Annotated in this window: 11 protein-coding genes; 2 read left to right on the top strand and 9 right to left on the bottom strand. The window is 57.6% G+C overall.

All coding sequences use genetic code 11. From position 1 onward, the window contains the following. Positions 1-433: 433 nt before the first annotated feature. Complete coding sequence (locus tag BCM02_RS04680; protein WP_148927849.1) at positions 434-805, top strand: hypothetical protein; 372 nt, start codon at positions 434-436, stop codon at positions 803-805. Positions 806-1,105: 300 nt separating this feature from the next. Here the strand turns inward: BCM02_RS04680 and BCM02_RS04685 are convergent, their stop codons facing one another. The 5 genes from BCM02_RS04685 to BCM02_RS04705 form a co-directional block, all read right to left on the bottom strand. Then, on the bottom strand, positions 1,106-2,329 hold the full coding sequence (locus BCM02_RS04685) for a hypothetical protein (protein ID WP_148927850.1): 1,224 nt from the start codon (positions 2,327-2,329) through the stop codon (positions 1,106-1,108). 272 nt (positions 2,330-2,601) lie between these two features. Next, positions 2,602-4,659, bottom strand: a complete 2,058-nt coding sequence (locus BCM02_RS04690; protein WP_148927851.1) for a glycoside hydrolase family 43 protein — start codon at positions 4,657-4,659, stop codon at positions 2,602-2,604. 182 nt (positions 4,660-4,841) lie between these two features. Further along, positions 4,842-5,426: a substrate-binding domain-containing protein gene (locus BCM02_RS04695; protein WP_148927852.1), complete on the bottom strand. Its 585-nt coding sequence runs from the start codon at positions 5,424-5,426 to the stop codon at positions 4,842-4,844. A gap of 198 nt (positions 5,427-5,624) precedes the next feature. Beyond that, positions 5,625-6,224, bottom strand: a complete 600-nt coding sequence (locus BCM02_RS04700) for a methyl-accepting chemotaxis protein (RefSeq protein WP_222870988.1) — start codon at positions 6,222-6,224, stop codon at positions 5,625-5,627. 199 nt (positions 6,225-6,423) lie between these two features. Continuing rightward, the gene (locus BCM02_RS04705) at positions 6,424-7,323 is read right to left on the bottom strand and encodes a manganese catalase family protein (RefSeq protein ID WP_148927854.1); all 900 of its coding nucleotides are present in this window, start codon (positions 7,321-7,323) and stop codon (positions 6,424-6,426) included. A 223-nt stretch (positions 7,324-7,546) separates the two neighbouring features. Here BCM02_RS04705 and BCM02_RS04710 point away from each other — a divergent pair, with 223 nt between their 5' ends. Further along, positions 7,547-9,064, top strand: coding sequence for a diguanylate cyclase domain-containing protein (locus tag BCM02_RS04710; protein WP_187434018.1), 1,518 nt, complete (start codon positions 7,547-7,549; stop codon positions 9,062-9,064). A gap of 75 nt (positions 9,065-9,139) precedes the next feature. Here the strand turns inward: BCM02_RS04710 and BCM02_RS04715 are convergent, their stop codons facing one another. From BCM02_RS04715 to BCM02_RS04730, 4 genes are all read right to left on the bottom strand, one after another. Beyond that, positions 9,140-10,057, bottom strand: coding sequence for an ATP-dependent DNA ligase (locus BCM02_RS04715; RefSeq protein ID WP_148927856.1), 918 nt, complete (start codon positions 10,055-10,057; stop codon positions 9,140-9,142). Positions 10,058-10,082: 25 nt separating this feature from the next. Further along, the gene (locus BCM02_RS04720) at positions 10,083-10,493 is read right to left on the bottom strand and encodes a VOC family protein (RefSeq protein ID WP_148927857.1); all 411 of its coding nucleotides are present in this window, start codon (positions 10,491-10,493) and stop codon (positions 10,083-10,085) included. Between the two features lie 258 nt (positions 10,494-10,751). Then, positions 10,752-11,264 (bottom strand): TQO small subunit DoxD, encoded by a 513-nt coding sequence (locus BCM02_RS04725; protein ID WP_148927858.1) that lies wholly within the window; start codon positions 11,262-11,264, stop codon positions 10,752-10,754. A gap of 164 nt (positions 11,265-11,428) precedes the next feature. After that, positions 11,429-15,976, bottom strand: coding sequence for a LamG-like jellyroll fold domain-containing protein (locus tag BCM02_RS04730; protein WP_148927859.1), 4,548 nt, complete (start codon positions 15,974-15,976; stop codon positions 11,429-11,431). Positions 15,977-16,073: the final 97 nt, after the last annotated feature.

The raw sequence follows: 16,073 nt of genomic DNA on the forward strand, positions 1-16,073 counted from the left end.
GAAGGTTCTTCCGATCGCTGTTGTTTCGTGATTCCCTGATTGAAAAGGATGAAGGTAGGAATCACTCCACAAAGGCGAACGCTTCCGCTTCTCCAGAATCCTTCACTGCTCCGTTCCTAGGCAGCCTCGAACAGTACCTACATCAAAGGAAGGCTTCCCGTTCACGGGGAAGCAGAGTGGTGATCGCTGCTAGTTCCGCGATCACGTAGCTTGAAAAGCGATCCTTACTGCCCGCATCCATGCGTTTGCTTGCGCGTTGGCATATCCTATATCAATTCGGGCAGGAGGGATTGGGATGAGGAATGCTGTACGAAGCTCAAATCGTGGCGCTGCCCGGCATCGGAACATCCGTCTCGGGCGGCGTGCGACTTCGAAGGCCATTCAGAGGAAGAACATTCCCCGTAACATGAAGGCGGCATCGAGATTAACGACAGTGATTTATGCGGATTCAAATACGGAGAGTAACGCGAGGTCCAACACGGAATCCGCCGAGAACACACTTCCGAGCTCAACGAAGAACTCGAACAAAACGAAGAGCAACCACCGCAAAGATCCCGCCATCAAAGGCGTTACCCGCCTGGCCGCCTCCCTTCTGCCTTGGTACAAGAAGCTGGCCAGCGATAAGGCTTACGCTTGGTCGATCTATCTAGCGGCGAAGAAAGGCGACGCCGACGAGCTGCGCGACCTCGTCACGCCAGAGGTGAAGCATGACGGCGTCCTCTCCTTTACGGCTACGCCGGGCAAGATCATCGTCAGTCTGCGGCTTCGCGGGGCGATGTTCTCGAATCGGTTCGACGTGCGGTAGATGAAAAAAAAGACCAGCCGGGCGCAATTACCCAGCTAGCCTTTGTACCTGCAAGTCTATCTATTCCTTATTTCCATGTCATGAATTTCGCATTCTCTGTCGGTCATTCAGCGCTCTTTTTCGCTGCTTTCCTCGCAAACGCTCTTCACGCAGCAGCGCTTGATGCCTGCGGTAGGCAGCGGCTTTGGCTCTTACCACGTCCCTCTCTTCCGCGCTCCGTTTGCGGGTTAGCAGATGAATGAACCCGTCCTCGACGACATGACAAAGCTTCCTATATAAACTCATCCTCATCCCGCTCCCTTACCGGCTGTAATTCCAAGCTATAATAAATCGTCGAACCAGCCAGCATGCTGCGGTGACGAAGAGAACGAATCGAAGAAACGCCATAAAGTTCCGAGCCGCTACTTGCCCGCCGAGAAAGGCACGCTTATAAACGGCTTCCGATAACTCGGCGTCGTCCGGATACTTGTAGGTCCTCCCGATCGCCCCGAGCAGGAACGCGTTATTCTTGCTCCCTTGAACATCCCCTTGCGCTTCATCGAAGCCCTCGCGATACCAACCGGCCAACTTCGGGTTGGCTGTCGCCGGCTCCTCGTATTTTAACGACTGAAAAGCCGCATTCCGGCCTTGCTTCATGTAGTACGTCTTCAAATCCGACTGACCTTTCGCGTAGCCATTCTCATACGCATCCGCGAATACCTTTCTTGCTTTTTGCGGCGGGAGGTGTACATCCTTCAACCCGTGCTTCAACCCGTCTTGATAATACTTTTTGCTTATCGCCTGATCTCGTTCCGAGACGGCCTTGTAAAAATAGGATCTGAACGTATCGGCAACCTTATCGCTTTTTTGATACGTTTCCGGAATCTTCAGTTGGTTGGTCTTTTTTCCTAATGCATAGCCCTCGTTGGCAGCCTTCGCGATATCCTGCTGCAGCTTCTTCTGGCCTGCCGCGTAAGCTGCCCGATAGGATTCATCATACTCTTCCATATAGGCCTCGTCTTGATATTGATAATAAATGATCAACGTACTGCCGGCGTAAGCATCGGCATATCCGTTTTTCGCCCCATCGGCTTTACCGATTTTTTGCAACTTTTTTTCGGCAGCCGTCAACCTATTTGAAATTGACTGTTCCGTATTGCCCGACTGACCGGCAGCCCCGCTTTTGCTGCCGCCGGAGCCCTTTCCGTTGGTGCTTTTTCCTCCGGAAATTTTGCCGCCAGAACTTTTCGTGCTTGAGCTAGAGCCGCTTGAGCTTCGGACGGAGCTTTTCGTACTTGAGCTTGAGCCGCTTGAACTTCCGCCATAGCTCTTCCCGCTTGAACTCGAAGCGCTCGAACTTCGCCCGCCGGAGCTGCTTCCCCCTCCTCCACCGCCCTTGACGAGGACAATATTCGCCTTCATGTTTTGATCAAGATGCGATAAGACTTGTACACAGTTTCCGATACACGTCGACTCCGCATCTATTGCACCCGGATATGCTAAAAGAATCAGTGCCGCAATTCCCAAACCAGCCCAACGTTTCATCCCCCGATTGCTCCTTATTCGTCTTTTCGTGATTCAACTATTGATAATATGACAATTTTCGCGAACAAGAGCACTAGAAGCCATCCCGTCTGCTAGTTCAGGAAATTTGTTCCACACTGATTTTATCATCCCCATATAAGTCGTACTACCTAAAAATGTATAAATTCGTCCTGGTATATGAAAAAATAAAGCGCAAAAAAAGCCGCTAACGCGCCCTCGTCCCCGAGATGGCTATGTAAGCAGCTTCTATTCGTCGATGCGGTTCGGCAGCGCTATTCCGTCACCGTAATCCCTTCAAACCTCGCTCTCCCCCGACAACCGAACCCGAATCGCTCGCCGTCGAACGCGGCCAGATCGTCGTAAAGAATCGTCTCGTTCAGCATGACGAACAAACGGTCATGCCCCTTCCTCGACCGGAACGAATGCAGGAGGTGCCGCTCGCAGCCGCCCGCAAGCCGAATCGGCGGCAGGTCGAGCACGTCGCCGGCCCGGCACATGTGGCCGCGCACCTCCGAGGATGCCAGGTCAAGCTCGAACTTCAAATAGTTCTGTTTGTCCCGATACGCGGCGTAGAACACGACCGAGCGGCTAGCGGCTGGCGATTCGACCACGAAATCCAATTGCACCTGACAGCTAGCGGGCAAGCTATCGGCGGAGAAGACGGTTTGCTCGGCAGCCGTGTCGTCGGTCTGGCAGACGAACGCGCCTTGATCGAACGCCCAAGAAGCGAAGACGCCGGACGTATCCGCCGCTTCGAACAGCGCCGCGAATTCGTCGTCCGCGCCTTCCCTATGTTCGAGATGGCGCGTCACTTCGATCGAAGCGAACGAGGCCGAGGTAAACCGCGTCGCGAGGCCGATGGCGCCTTCGCGCAGTCCGTATCGCTCGCGAAGCATCGGGACGCCGCCCAGCAGCACCCGGCAGAAGCCGCCAAGCTTCTCGATCCGGAGCGTCTGGTCACAATCGAACCGGAATGCCGGCGGCAGCGCGGCTTCGGTCGCCCGGCCGCGAATCCCGCCGCGCACCTCGTGCATCGTCAGCCTCCCGCGTCCGGCATCGAGCTCGACGAGGACGTAATTCCGATCGTCCTGATAGCAAGCGTACACGCCGTAGACGCCGCCCAAGAAGTGATGGCGCCAACGTAAGCTTACCTCGCATACATAGTTTCGGAACGCGGAGGACGTGATCATCGCGGCCGCGCAAGCATGGCTCGTTTGCGTCAGTTTCCCGCCTTGCCTCGTCCACTCCCCGCGCAGCGTCCGCCAATTAGCGGCCGCCGCCTCGCCGTCCGTATCCTCGAACAAATCGCGGAAAGCCGGCATCGCGGGCGCATCCTGCTTCGCATAGGTCGGCCCCGGCGTCCAGATGCGCTCGCCGTTCCACAGAAGCGGGTCCATGCGCAGCTGACGCTGCTCTTGCGCTTGATCGATCTGCTGCGTCGCGTCCCGGCCATGGTAGACCATCCACAGATCCACGTTATTCGGCGCCATGGCGAGCGAATGATGGCCGGTTCCTTCCACGCGTTCATTCCGGCGGATGACCGGAGAGTATGTGAAGTCGTCGGGATATTTGCGCCAGTTCCGGCCGTCAGCCGACATCGCATAACCGACGTAATAATGCTCGTGCGTGAACGCATTTCCGCTGTACATCACATAGTGTTTGCCCCGCCGCTGCAAGTAGAACGCGCCCTCGATCGTATGCCAATCGCGTCCGTCGCCGAACCGGTTGCGGGCGAAAATCTCCTCGTCGATCGTCGGCGCCAGCACCAGCTCCGGCTTGCCCTCCGGCGTCAGGAGGTCGATGAGCCGATCCCGCAGAATAACCGTGCCCGGCCGCGATGCCGAGGTTCCTGTATAGTCATTGACGGAATAATAGAGGTAGAACGCGCCGTCGTCCTGCCTCACGACATGGGCATCGATGCTGAAATTGCCGAAGAACGTTTTCACATACGTGAACGGTCCCTCGGGCGAGGTAGAGACCGATACCTTCATGTATTCGAAGTGCGGATCCTCCTCCTGCTCCGGCGTCGAGGAGTAATACATATAGAACGTGCCGTTGTCGTAGAGCACCGACGGCGCCCAGAAGTTCTTCTGTCCCTCCTGCCGTAAAGCATAGCCCTCATACGTCCAGTCGACCAAGTCCTTGGAACGGAGCAGTTTAACTCCGGGTCCTCCCGTGGCGTAGCAGTAATATTCGCCATTATGCTTAAGCACGTAGGGATCCGGAATAACTTGCGCGTCCGGCGACTGGCCGCTATCCGCGATCGTCAGCGGATTTTGATAGTTGGCGCCGCCCAATTGCGGCAATCGATGCTCGTTATTCATCCTCATCGTCCTTCTTTCCCCTGGAAATCAAGCCTGCCGCGAACGGGTCTCCCTGCCGCGGCCGCGGTCGTTACCTCATCGTAATTCATCCGCATTTCGTGCTTGAAGGACATTTCTTTGGATGCGTGCGGCATTTTTCCATAATGAACAGGCTACTGGAGCCCGCTTATCCTGCGGCATTAGCCGGTTTAAAATTCCCGGTTGCCCAGCTCGACCTTCGCGCTCTGCGGCGTGAATAGCCCTTCGGCCGTGACGATCTTCATCGGCAGCTCCTTCCCGGCCACCAGGTCCTTCACCGCTTTCATGAGCTGCGGCCCGAGCAGCGGGTCGCATTCGACGACCAAGTTCAGCTTGCCGATGCTGAGCGCCTTGAGCGCCGCCCGCGTCGCATCGACCGAGATGATCCGAATATCCTTGCCCAGCTTCAGGCCGAATGCCTCAATCGCCTCGATCGCGCCGAGCGCCATGTCGTCGTTGTGCGCATAGACGATGCCGATCTCGCGGCTATGCTCGCGCAGCGCTTGCTCCATCAGCGACCTCCCCTTCGCCCTCGTGAAGTCGCCCTCATAGGAAGCAAGCCGACGGAATCGCGCGTCGCCGCTTAGCGCCTCGTCGAAGCCGCGCTTGCGGCCGATCGCCGGCGCGGAACCCGGGGTGCCCTGCAGCTCGACGACGTTGAAGCCGCGGCCTTCCTCCGCTTCGTGAACGAGCCAGTTGGCCGCCCGCCGCCATTCGTCGCGGAAATCCGACCCGATATAGGCGGCCCGATTGATAGATACGCTTACACCCTAACTATATAAACGACGGCTTCGGGCTGTATTTACAAATTACCGATTTTGTTTATGATTTTCTGTCCTTTGTGATCCGCACGAGCGTTCCTTTCTCCCTCTTGTCGGCGGCGAAAACGCGTTAGCGCGCGCATCGAAAAATAACGTCGAAAAGCGCCACGGGGATGGGAACCCGGGACGCCATTATGAATCATTTCGGAAGTATAAGATAACGACCGTTTCCTTCAACGCGCGAACTTCGCCGATCCCCTCGTTCGCGTCTTGGACGGAGGCGAGAATGGCGTGCACCGTTTCCGCGACGGATTGGAACGCATGCGCCGCCTCCTTCACCATGCCGGATTGCTCCGCCGACAAGGCTTCCGTTCTGCCCATGACGGCCATCGCCTCCGCAAACTCCCGGCCGAGCCCGTCGATCGTCTCGTAAATTTCGCCAGTCGCCGAGGAAGCCTGGGTGGCAAGCTTGCGGATTTCCGAGGCCACGACGGCAAATCCTTGTCCGGATTCTCCCGCCCTTGCCGCTTCGATGCTCGCGTTGAGCGCCAACAGCTTCGTTTGATCCGCTATGCCGTATATCGCATGGACGATGTCCCGGATGCCGTTCATGCGGCCCGCGAGCGATTCGAGCGTATCCGCGATTTCGCCGTTCGCCCGGTCCGTCTCCCGCGCGTGCGCTTGCAGCGAATCCATCTGCCCGGCTCCGGCGACGAGCACGTCTTCCGCGGTCGCGGACAATGAGGCAATAGTCGCCGCACTGCCATGCACGTATTCGATGAGTTGCGACAACCGCTGCGTCTCCATATTAGCGCCCTCGGTCAATGTCGCTTGCCGCGAGGCGCCGTTACGCCCTTATTTTTCATTGTAATTAATTGGGAGTCACTAACCTTCGATTATGCCTGACAGAAGAGCATGAACCGTCTTATCGGCACACGAAAACGAACGACCCCCTAGGGATCGTTCGTTCACCTCATGCGCTATCGAAGCGTCACTTTATATTGCCCGCCGCTTTAAGTCTGGCCGCAATCTCCTGAAAATCCAGCGCGGATATGCCTGGCGCGAATTCCTCCTCGACGGGCGGCGCTTCCGGAATCGGTACGCCTGCCGGCGCGCCCTGAATCACTTCCAGCTCCAAGCCGTCCTCCGGATGCGTCCCTTTCCAGATTTGGCCGATCTGGTTGAAATCGTTGTCGCTCCACGTGTACAGCTTCGTATGCTCGCCCTTCTCCTCATACTTGCGGGCTTCATTGTACAGCTTGTTGCTGAGCGACGGGATCGGCACCAACTTCGTTACGTCCACGCCCGTGGCCATTTCAAGCGCCTTGGCATACGCCACGACGTGCACGCCGCCGCGGACGAGCAGGAAGCCGACGACCGCGCGAGCCGCTGGATGATCGGTCATCTCGTAGACCTTCATTTTGTGCGTGCGCGCTCCGCATTCCAAGAAGAAATTATGCAACAGGTCTTCGACCAGATTGCCGCTGTTGAACACATAGGTTCCGTTCCACGGGTTGCCCATGGAGTCGTAAGGCATTGCGCCTTGCGCGCCGGCGAGGAAGTGGTAGGATAGCCGGGCATCCTTGACGGTGCCGAGCGGCGTGCGGTCCGGGTCGTCGTACGCCGTCGACCCCCGCAAACATTTGTTGATGGCATGGGAGACGAGCTCGACATGTCCCAGCTCTTCGGCGGTAATGCTCATGACCAGATCATAGAAGGGCTTCAGCTTTTCTTTCGAACGAAAATTGAACGATTGGAACAAGTAGTTGTTCAACGTCGACATCTCGCCGAACTTGCCGCCCAGCAGCTCCTGTATGGCGGCGGCTGCATTTGGGTCGGGCTTCTCGACGTCAGGAATTTCAATCATGATTTCATCCATTCGCTTGAACATCTCGGTATCTACCTCCCAAAGTTGGAATTCTCTCATGCTTAACCAAGTTTGGAAGCTATTAATCTACTGCTCTTTATGATGAACAATACCCCTCCATTGGAATTACCAAATTTCCAACTCTCGTCCTAACTAATACCACCCCCCACTTTATTTACAAGCGAAGTCGCAATCCCTATAATGAGGTGTACCTTACACGAACTGATAACATTGAAGGAAGATGCGAATGCCGCTCGTGCCTTTTCGAAAGCCGATTCAAGTCGCCATATTGGCCTATTTATGCTTCTGCGTGCTAATTATGGCGTTATACCCCGACTCCGTCTCGCTCAAGACCGTCATCTTAATGATCCCTACCGTCATGGCGGTATTTCTCGCAGCCGTCACCACGGCATACAAAACCGGTTACCTCCGCAAATTTTGGATGTTCATTACGCTTGGGACAGCCAGCTACAGCTTGGCGAACCTAATCTATTACGCCGGCGGATGGTTCGATCTTCCCTCGGCCGTTTCCTATGCCGCCGATATTCTCTGGAATGTTCAGACGATTATGTTTTTTGCCGCGCTTATGGTGCTCCTCATTCAAGAGAAAAATCATTTCCGCGGTATACGCTTCATGCTCGATTCCTTCATTATGATGACGACTCTCGTGACGCTCAGCCTGGAATTCATCATCGTGCCCAACATCGAGATGATGCTGGAAAATATGACATGGCTAGGAATCGCCACCAACGTCGTTTATCCCATTTCCGATCTGGGCATCTTGTTCTGCATATTGCATGCGCTCTACAGCTACCGCTTCGTCGGCCGGCATGAGAGCGCGACCGTTTATTTTCTCATCGCGGGCATGGTGCTATTCGTCGTCGCCGACGCCTTCTACATGTACCAGCTCGCCGTCGGCACGTTCATCGCGGGCGGGTGGCTGGATCTGGTCTGGGATATCGGATTGCTGTTGATCGGATCATCCGGACTGTACGCATTCGAGAAGCCGGTCGAGGAAGCCGATGCCGAGGAGCAGCCTAAGTCCGCCATGCGAAGCGAAGTGTATAATCTTCGGCGCGCTACATTGCCATATGCGGGTTTCTTCTTCATGGTAGGCCTGCTCGTCTATCAGCACGAGCTCATGAACGACGGCATATTCCTCGGCATCTTGGCCGCTATGCTCTTGATCCTCTTCCGCCAGCTGTCGGTCGTGAACGAGAACCGGCTGTTGATGAGCAAGCTGCAGGACGTGCTGCAACAGACCGATTACATGGCTAACCACGACGTCCTGACGAATCTGCCTAACCGGAGGATGTTCAAGCGCGAGCTGGATGCCGCCGTGTTGACGTGCGATCCGCTGCGCGAGCAGGTTGCCGTGCTATTCATCGATCTGGACCGGTTCAAAGCGGTCAACGATTCGCTCGGGCATGCGGCTGGCGACCAGCTTATCTTCCAGGTGTCGCAGCGCCTGGCGGAAGCCGCGCACGGCACATGCTCGGTCGTGTCCAGGCTTAGCGGCGACGAATTCACGATCCTGCTCCGCCGGACGAACGCGGACCAGCTTCGCCAGACGGCCTGTCGAATCGTGAACGCGCTATCCGCACCGTTCCACATCGGATCGAACGAGATCTGCACGACAGGCAGCGTAGGCGGCGCGCTCTCGTCCCCATCCGGAACGACCAGCGAATATTTGCTGAAGAATGCCGATGCCGCGATGTATCTGGCCAAGCAGCTAGGCGGCAATCAATACCAGCTGCACGAATAAAGCGCGACGCATGCGCGGCTACAACGAGAACGGCGAGTCGATCCGATGGAGGATGACTCGCCGTTCTGTCGTTTCCTAATAGGTCCACGCGCATTCGTCGGCCCGCTTGTCCGGCAGGAACCCGATGAATGTCGTCCTGCCAAGCTCGTGCCGATCGCTCCGATCCCGGTATTCGATCCGGCAGCACAGCTCCGGACGCAGCCACTGCGTCGGCCCCTCCTTATTCGTCAGCAGGCTGCGCGCGATGTCGAGGAACGCCTCTCTTTGTTCTTCGCCGAGACCCGATTCCACGAGACCGACCGGTTTGAACCGAACGGTCCGAAAATGTAGTCCAATGACGAGCGCGAAGACGGGGACGGTCTGGTAACCGAGTATAATGACGTCGATTTCAATCGGATGCTTGACCTTGATCCAATCCGCGGAGACGACGTCCGGACGATAGACCGACTGCCGCCTCTTGGCGACGATGCCCTCCATTCGGCGCTCCTTCGTCCAGGCATAGAGCGCCGTGCCCAGCCCCGGCATGAACGCGCACGCGGCAAGTCTCTCCGAAGACAAGATGGATTCGCGTAAAATGTCTTTGCGGACAAGCAAAGGTTCTCGAAGATGCTCCTCCGTCGTCTCGAGCACGTCGAAGGCGATCCATGCAGCGGGATGCGACCGGACCGCCGCGGCAATACGGCGCGGATCGCCAAGACGAAGCCGATAGGCGATATCGTCGAACGCCGCTCTCCCGTCGTTTAGGCATATGCCTTCACAATCGAGCACGGCCTCCTTCGCGCGAATAGCCGAGACCGCTTCCTTCAATTCCGGGAACTTGTCGGTGACGCGCCGGCCGCTCCTCGTGAAGGCTTCCAGCCGTTCGCCTTGCTTGTGGATGAACATCCGCGCGCCGTCCCACTTGGGCTCGAACAGGAAGTCTTCATCATCGAAGGGTTCATCCGCGACCGAAGCCAGCATGGGCTTGACTTCTCTGAATAGAAATCGACTCATCGGAATACGCCCCCCAGCGGTAGCTTCACAAGCCGTCCGCCGCATCTTGTCCGGAGGTCGCGATCATCCAGCCGACGCCATAACGATCGACAAGCCGGCCGTACATTCTTCCCCAATGCATGGACGTGAACGGCACGAGCACCGAGCTGCCTTCCGCCAGCGCCTCGAAGACGTCTCCCGCTTCTTCATCCGATTCAAATTCGAGCGTTAAATCCATCGCGTTCCCGCGCACGGCGCCCTTCATGTCGGCCAAATAAAACACGGCTCCGACGGCATGCAGCTCCAAATGCTCCACCCGGTCCGGATCGTGATAATCGCTGCCCGCAAGATCCCCATAGGTTTCGACGAGTCCGATCTTCCCTTTCAATACTCGCGCATAATATTCCGCCTGCTCGCGCGCATTATCGCAGAAAATATAAGCCCTCAACACCGCCATGCCACGAACACTCCTCAGAGCAGCCTCGCCGGCCCGCTATCAAACGCATTCTTCATCATTGTTTGCTTTTCCGGCCGATTCCAATCATGCCAAGATAAAATCGGATCGTTCGACAGTATACACGTCGTACGGTTGCGCGCCGCTCAACAGGCGCCGGACGGCACGACGGTCTCGTAAGCGGAGCATGGGAACGACAAAGCACCCGAAGCTATCCGGGTGCTTTGCTTTGCCTTATTCGAACCCTACTGACCCGCGCGCTCAGGCAGCGAGCCCCTGCTGCGAATTTCTCTTGCCTCTTAATCTGCGAAGCGCAGGAAGCAAGTAGTAGTCCAAGCCGAATCTACCGGCGTTCGAGCCGGAGACGGCAATGATCGCGCCAAGCAAAATCATCCACGGATTCGAGCTGACCGATCCGGCGAAGACGAACATAAAGTTCATGAGGACGCCAAAGAATGCGGCAACGGCCGCGAGCCCGCCAAGAATGAGTCCAAGCCCGACCAGCGTCTCGCCGATCGGAATCAGCCAGTTGAACAAGCCGACGTTCGGTTGCGCGAAATGCTCGATAAAACCGGTGTACGTCGGATAAATCAGTTCATTCGTCCCGCGATCGACGACCGGATTGGCAACGGCGTTCTTCAGGAAACCCGAAGCGTCGAAGCCGTCTTTCAATTTGTGGAATCCGGCGTCCAGCCACTTCCAGCCTACGTACAGCCGGAGCAGCAGCAACAACCCCGCAGCATAAACGTTTTCGCGGAGAAATCTAATTATCATTATTTCACCCCCTTTCACAGGCGTTTTTTAACATCTTTTATATTAACATATAATTCCTGATCTAAAATACCTCCTATTTACATTTATGTCATATGGGCATGGGCATGAAAAAAGGCTTAAGCAATTAGGTACTTAAGCCTCCCTCCATTGTCGAACTGATCGGTTTAACCGAGAATCCATCTGGCAATGCGGGCCAAGTCTTCGATATCGATCCGGCCGTCGCCCGTTACGTCCGATTTCTTGATGCTGTTCCAATTCGAATCGGCCGACGATTTGCCATAGTGGGCAGCCGCGATCGACAGATCTCCGATACTGTACTTGCCATCCTCGTTAATATCGCCTTGTTGAACCGGAACGACCGCGTCCTTGAACGTTTGCAGCGCCGCTTGCAGACGCTTCGTCGCTTCCTTCACCTGCCGCGCCGTGGCCGAACCGTTAGCCGCGATCGTGCGCGCATCCGCAATCGCCTGCTGCAGAGCAGCCTTGGCGCCGGCGCGGTATTCGCCAGGCTTGGCGCCTTCGACCGCCGCGTCATGCAGCGATTGAGCGCTTGCGATCAAGTTGTTCAATTCCGTCTTATCCGCCGGCGCGTCTGCATGCCGAAGCTGAATCCGCAGCGGCGCCGATGCCGCGGTAAGGGTTTCTTTGCCATCCGCATCCGCCGTCATGACGTCGCGCAGCGCGATGAAGGCAATCGATTGCTGCGCCACCGGACGAACGGCGAATTTCAGTTTCAACAGCGCCTCCGTCCCGCTGGCGTCCACGCCTGCCGGATCGGTCGAGGCGAGCAGCATCCGAATTTGCCCCGAGTCTCCCGGCTCGGTCTGGCCGACCACTTGCATCTGGTCCGACAGCGCCTCCGCAGAGCGGAATTCCAATTGGCTCGGGTCGTAGACGATCGTCACATCGTTCGCATAGACCGCCTCCGCCAATCCGGAGAGACTGTAGACCACGTCCACCAGCTCGGCTTCTTGCGCGGATGCAGGTCCGGTCAAACTCGCGCCGTCTTGCCCGGACGGCGCGTCGGTAACCCGAACCAGCGCCTCTGCTTGCAAATACGTGCCTTCGACCGCGCCCCGAATCCGGAACGTCCCCGTCTTGGCGACCTGCTCTTCATCAAGCGAGTTCCACGCCACGTTCGCTTGCTTGGTACCGCCGTTCACGGCAACTTCAACCTTTGCCGGCAATTCCGGCAGCGTGCCTTTCGCCGTCGCGAGCTCGATCGGCGTAACCGATTCGATGAGCGCCGAAGGCGTGGTTTTCAGGCGCAGCACCGTGACGGAGTACGCCGGGTATTCGTACGTGAAGGACTTGCCGAAGCCGCTCTCCACTCTCGTCTGCGGACGTACGGCATCCGGCTGGCTGAAGGAGTTCTCGGCCGTCAGGGCATCCGCCTTCAATTCGATGACCGTCGCCTTCGGATTGATATAATTCGCATCGACGCTAACGTTCGCGGATTGCGCGTTGCCCGAGGCGTTCACCGTCTTCACGATCAGATCGCCCGTCGCGGCATCCTTCGTCGTCACGCTGTAGAGCGGTCCTTGCGCCGGCTGCACTTCGTTCACCAGCTTGCCGTCCAAATAGGCGCGGATGCCGCTTCCTTGCACTTCGATTTTGAGTTCGTACCAGCGGTTCGTCTCGACGCCGCCGGCGACCGTATTGCCGACGATCGCTTTCTGTCCGTTCGTCGCCTTCTCGACGACCGTCTGCGTATTGTTCCAGCCGCCAAGGTTCCACCAGTAGTAGTTATTCGCGTCCTTCGCGCCGAATCCGACGAGGAAGCCTTCGGAGCCGCTCGTCTTGCGGGCTTTCATCGTGACCGTGTAATTGCTCCAGTCCGCGCCTGTCTTCAGCGCAAGCCTCGCGTCGGTCGTCGTCTGGGACGATTGCTTCACCGAACCGCCGATTACGGACCAATTGCCTTGAAGCGCGCTCCACTTCTCGATTGCCGCGTCGTCGCCGAAATTCTCGGCGTATAATTCGGTGCCGTCCGCCTTCGCGACTTTAATCTCGTCGTACTCGACGGCCGTGTTCCACGATCCGAGCACGATCGAACCCGCGATGTCGTTCGCCGAGGCTTTCTTCCTGGTCAGATTCGTCGGCATCACTTCTTGCCCGATGTGATTGCCGAACAGCTGCTGGACGTAATAATTCGGCGTCGCGTAAGATTGCGCGTTGTTGAACCAGATCAAGTCCGTCGTCCATTGCGTATTGCTCTGACGGGCGAACAGCGGCGCGAACGACGCCATGCCGACGACGTCGGAGTTCCGCTCCAAGCCGGTCATGAAGGCCGCTTCCGCTAGGGCGCTCTCCATGTTGTTCTTCTTGCCGACGCCGTGCGCCGCGTATTCGCCCACGAATACTTTCGGTCCGGTGCGGCTATAGTTGTCGTACCGGTTGACATTGTTGTAGAACCAATCCGGCGACTGGTACATATGCTCGTCGACCAGATCGGCCTTATTGCCGTTATTCTTCAGCCATTCATAGGCTTTGCGGAAATTCTCGTCGCTTGGCGAATAACCCGCGCTCAGCACCAGCTGCATATCGGGGTATTTCGCTTTGATCGCGTCATAGAACACATTGTAGCGGTCCAGGTAATCCTGTCCCCACAGCTCGTTGCCGACGCCGAGATACTTCATGTTGAACGGCTCCGGATGGCCGTTCGCCGCGCGCTTCGCCCCCCACTCCGTCGTCGCGTCGCCGTTGGCGTATTCGATGAGGTCGAGCGCGTCTTGGATGTATGGTCCAAGCTGATCCATCGGCACCTTCGGCGGGTTCGAATGGCAGGACACTTGCCCGATGAAAATGATCGGGAGCGGCTCCGCGCCGATATCTTCGGCCAATTGGAAGTATTCATGGAAGCCCAGGCCGAACGACTGGTAGTAGTTGGCCGCCCACTGGTTCGGCTGCACTTGGCGCTGCGCCACGTCGCCGATCGTATTCTTCCACCGGTACCGGTTCTCGAGCGAGCCGCCTTCGACGATACAACCGCCTGGGAAGCGCAGGAAGTTCGGACTCAGATCGTCCAGCATCTCCGCGAGATCATAGCGCAGGCCGTTGGCGCGGTTATGCCACGTCTTCTCCGGGAACAGCGAGATCATGTCTAGATCGATCGTCGCCTTCTCGGCTGCCGTCACGTCGAAGCTGGCGTTAGCGGACGCTGCGCTCGCCGTAATCGAACAGCCGATCTTCTTCCATTCGTCGGCGATGCCCGAGGCTTCGCAGCTTCCGAGTACGGCTTGATCCGCGCCGCGCAGCGTGGCGATGATCGGCTTCGTTAACGTGCCCGCGCTTCGCGCGTACACCGTGAAATCGTAGTTCTCCCCCGCTTTGACCGCTATCCCGCCGCTGTAACCGGCATTCGACACGCCCACGCCGGTTCCGGGCTCCGCGACCGTAATCCGGGCATATCGGGGATTATTGGCATTTAGCGGCGCTTCCGTCGCCGTCGTCAATTGCCCGTCGCCGCCGCCAAGCGTCTTCTTCGTCCAGGCGAACAGCGGCGTGCCGAACTCGAAGGAACGGTTCTCGATCAGATCGCCGTACAATCCGCCGTCGGCCGCATAGTTGATGTCTTCGTAGAAGATGCCGTAGAGCGTCGGGCTAACGGCATGCGCGGCGTTCTTGCCGTCAATCTCCAGCGAATAAGCCGCCGATCCCGCTTCCGTCACGATGACCGTGAACGTCTTCGTATCCTGCGCGGCGCCGTTGCTTAACGTGGCCGTCAGCGTGACGGTTTTATCTCCTTCGCCGGTCTGAGGACGGGTCACTTTACCATCCGTGCCGACAACCTCGGGATTCGACGAGACCCAAGCGATCGTCGAGCCCGCGACTCCCGTCCGCGGCAGCGTCAGATCTTTGGTCTGCTCGGATGTATCGCCCAAATTGAGCCAGTTCTTGTCGTAAGCGAGCATCTCCGCGTCGCTCATCCCGCCGGTCGCGATGCCGACCAACTCCGTTTCGGACAGCGCGCGGCCATAGATGCGGAAGTCGTCGATTCGTCCGTCGAAATACGGGTCGGCGCTGAACTGGGACTTGCCGAGGTAGTTACGATTCGTCGGACCAAGCTCGGAGGGATCAACCTGCACGTTGCTGACGCTGGCGACCTGAATGCCATTCATATAAAGCGTATAGGTGTTGCCGTCGATGACCGCCGCGACATGCTGCCATGATTTCGAATTCGGAAAAGCCGGTCCTATCAATGTCGATTCGCCGCTGCCGTCCGGTCTGACGCCGAACCGCGAGTTCCCTTCGTGGTCCCGCAGCGATAGGAACATATAATTCGTGTTGCTCGTGCCGAAGTCGAACACGCGGCTCCAAGCGCCGAGCGTATCCGCGTTCACCCAAGCGGCGACCGTCACGTTATGCTGATCGGCCAGCAGTCCGTCCGGCAGCTGCAGATAGCCGTCCGTTCCGTTCAAATCCAGCGCGCCCCCCGTCTTGCCGTATGCGTTCCGCGCCGCGCCGCCGTGCAGCGTGCCGTCGTTGCCATGCCCGGAGGCATCCTTCCATGCGGCATCTCCCTCGCCATCGAACGTGTAGTGCAGCAGCAAATCCTCAGGTGCCGCCGGAAGCGGCGCGGCGGGTGCCGCTCCGCTTCCGGCGCTTAAGCCATCTGCTTGCGCCGGCATCACCATTGTGCCGCACAACGCGGCCAGCGTGCCATAGACCGTGGCCGTGCGCGCGAATCTTCTTTTCCAACCATGCCTCAATTCCTGTTCCTCCTCGGCGGGTTAAATTCGCTAAATGCTTCATGCCCAATCTCGATTGTGCACGCAAACCACCAATTAGCCTGATACATTACGTATC

It is taken from the genome of Paenibacillus methanolicus (genome assembly GCF_008124765.1).
GTDB classification, from domain to species: domain Bacteria; phylum Bacillota; class Bacilli; order Paenibacillales; family Paenibacillaceae; genus Paenibacillus_Z; species Paenibacillus_Z methanolicus.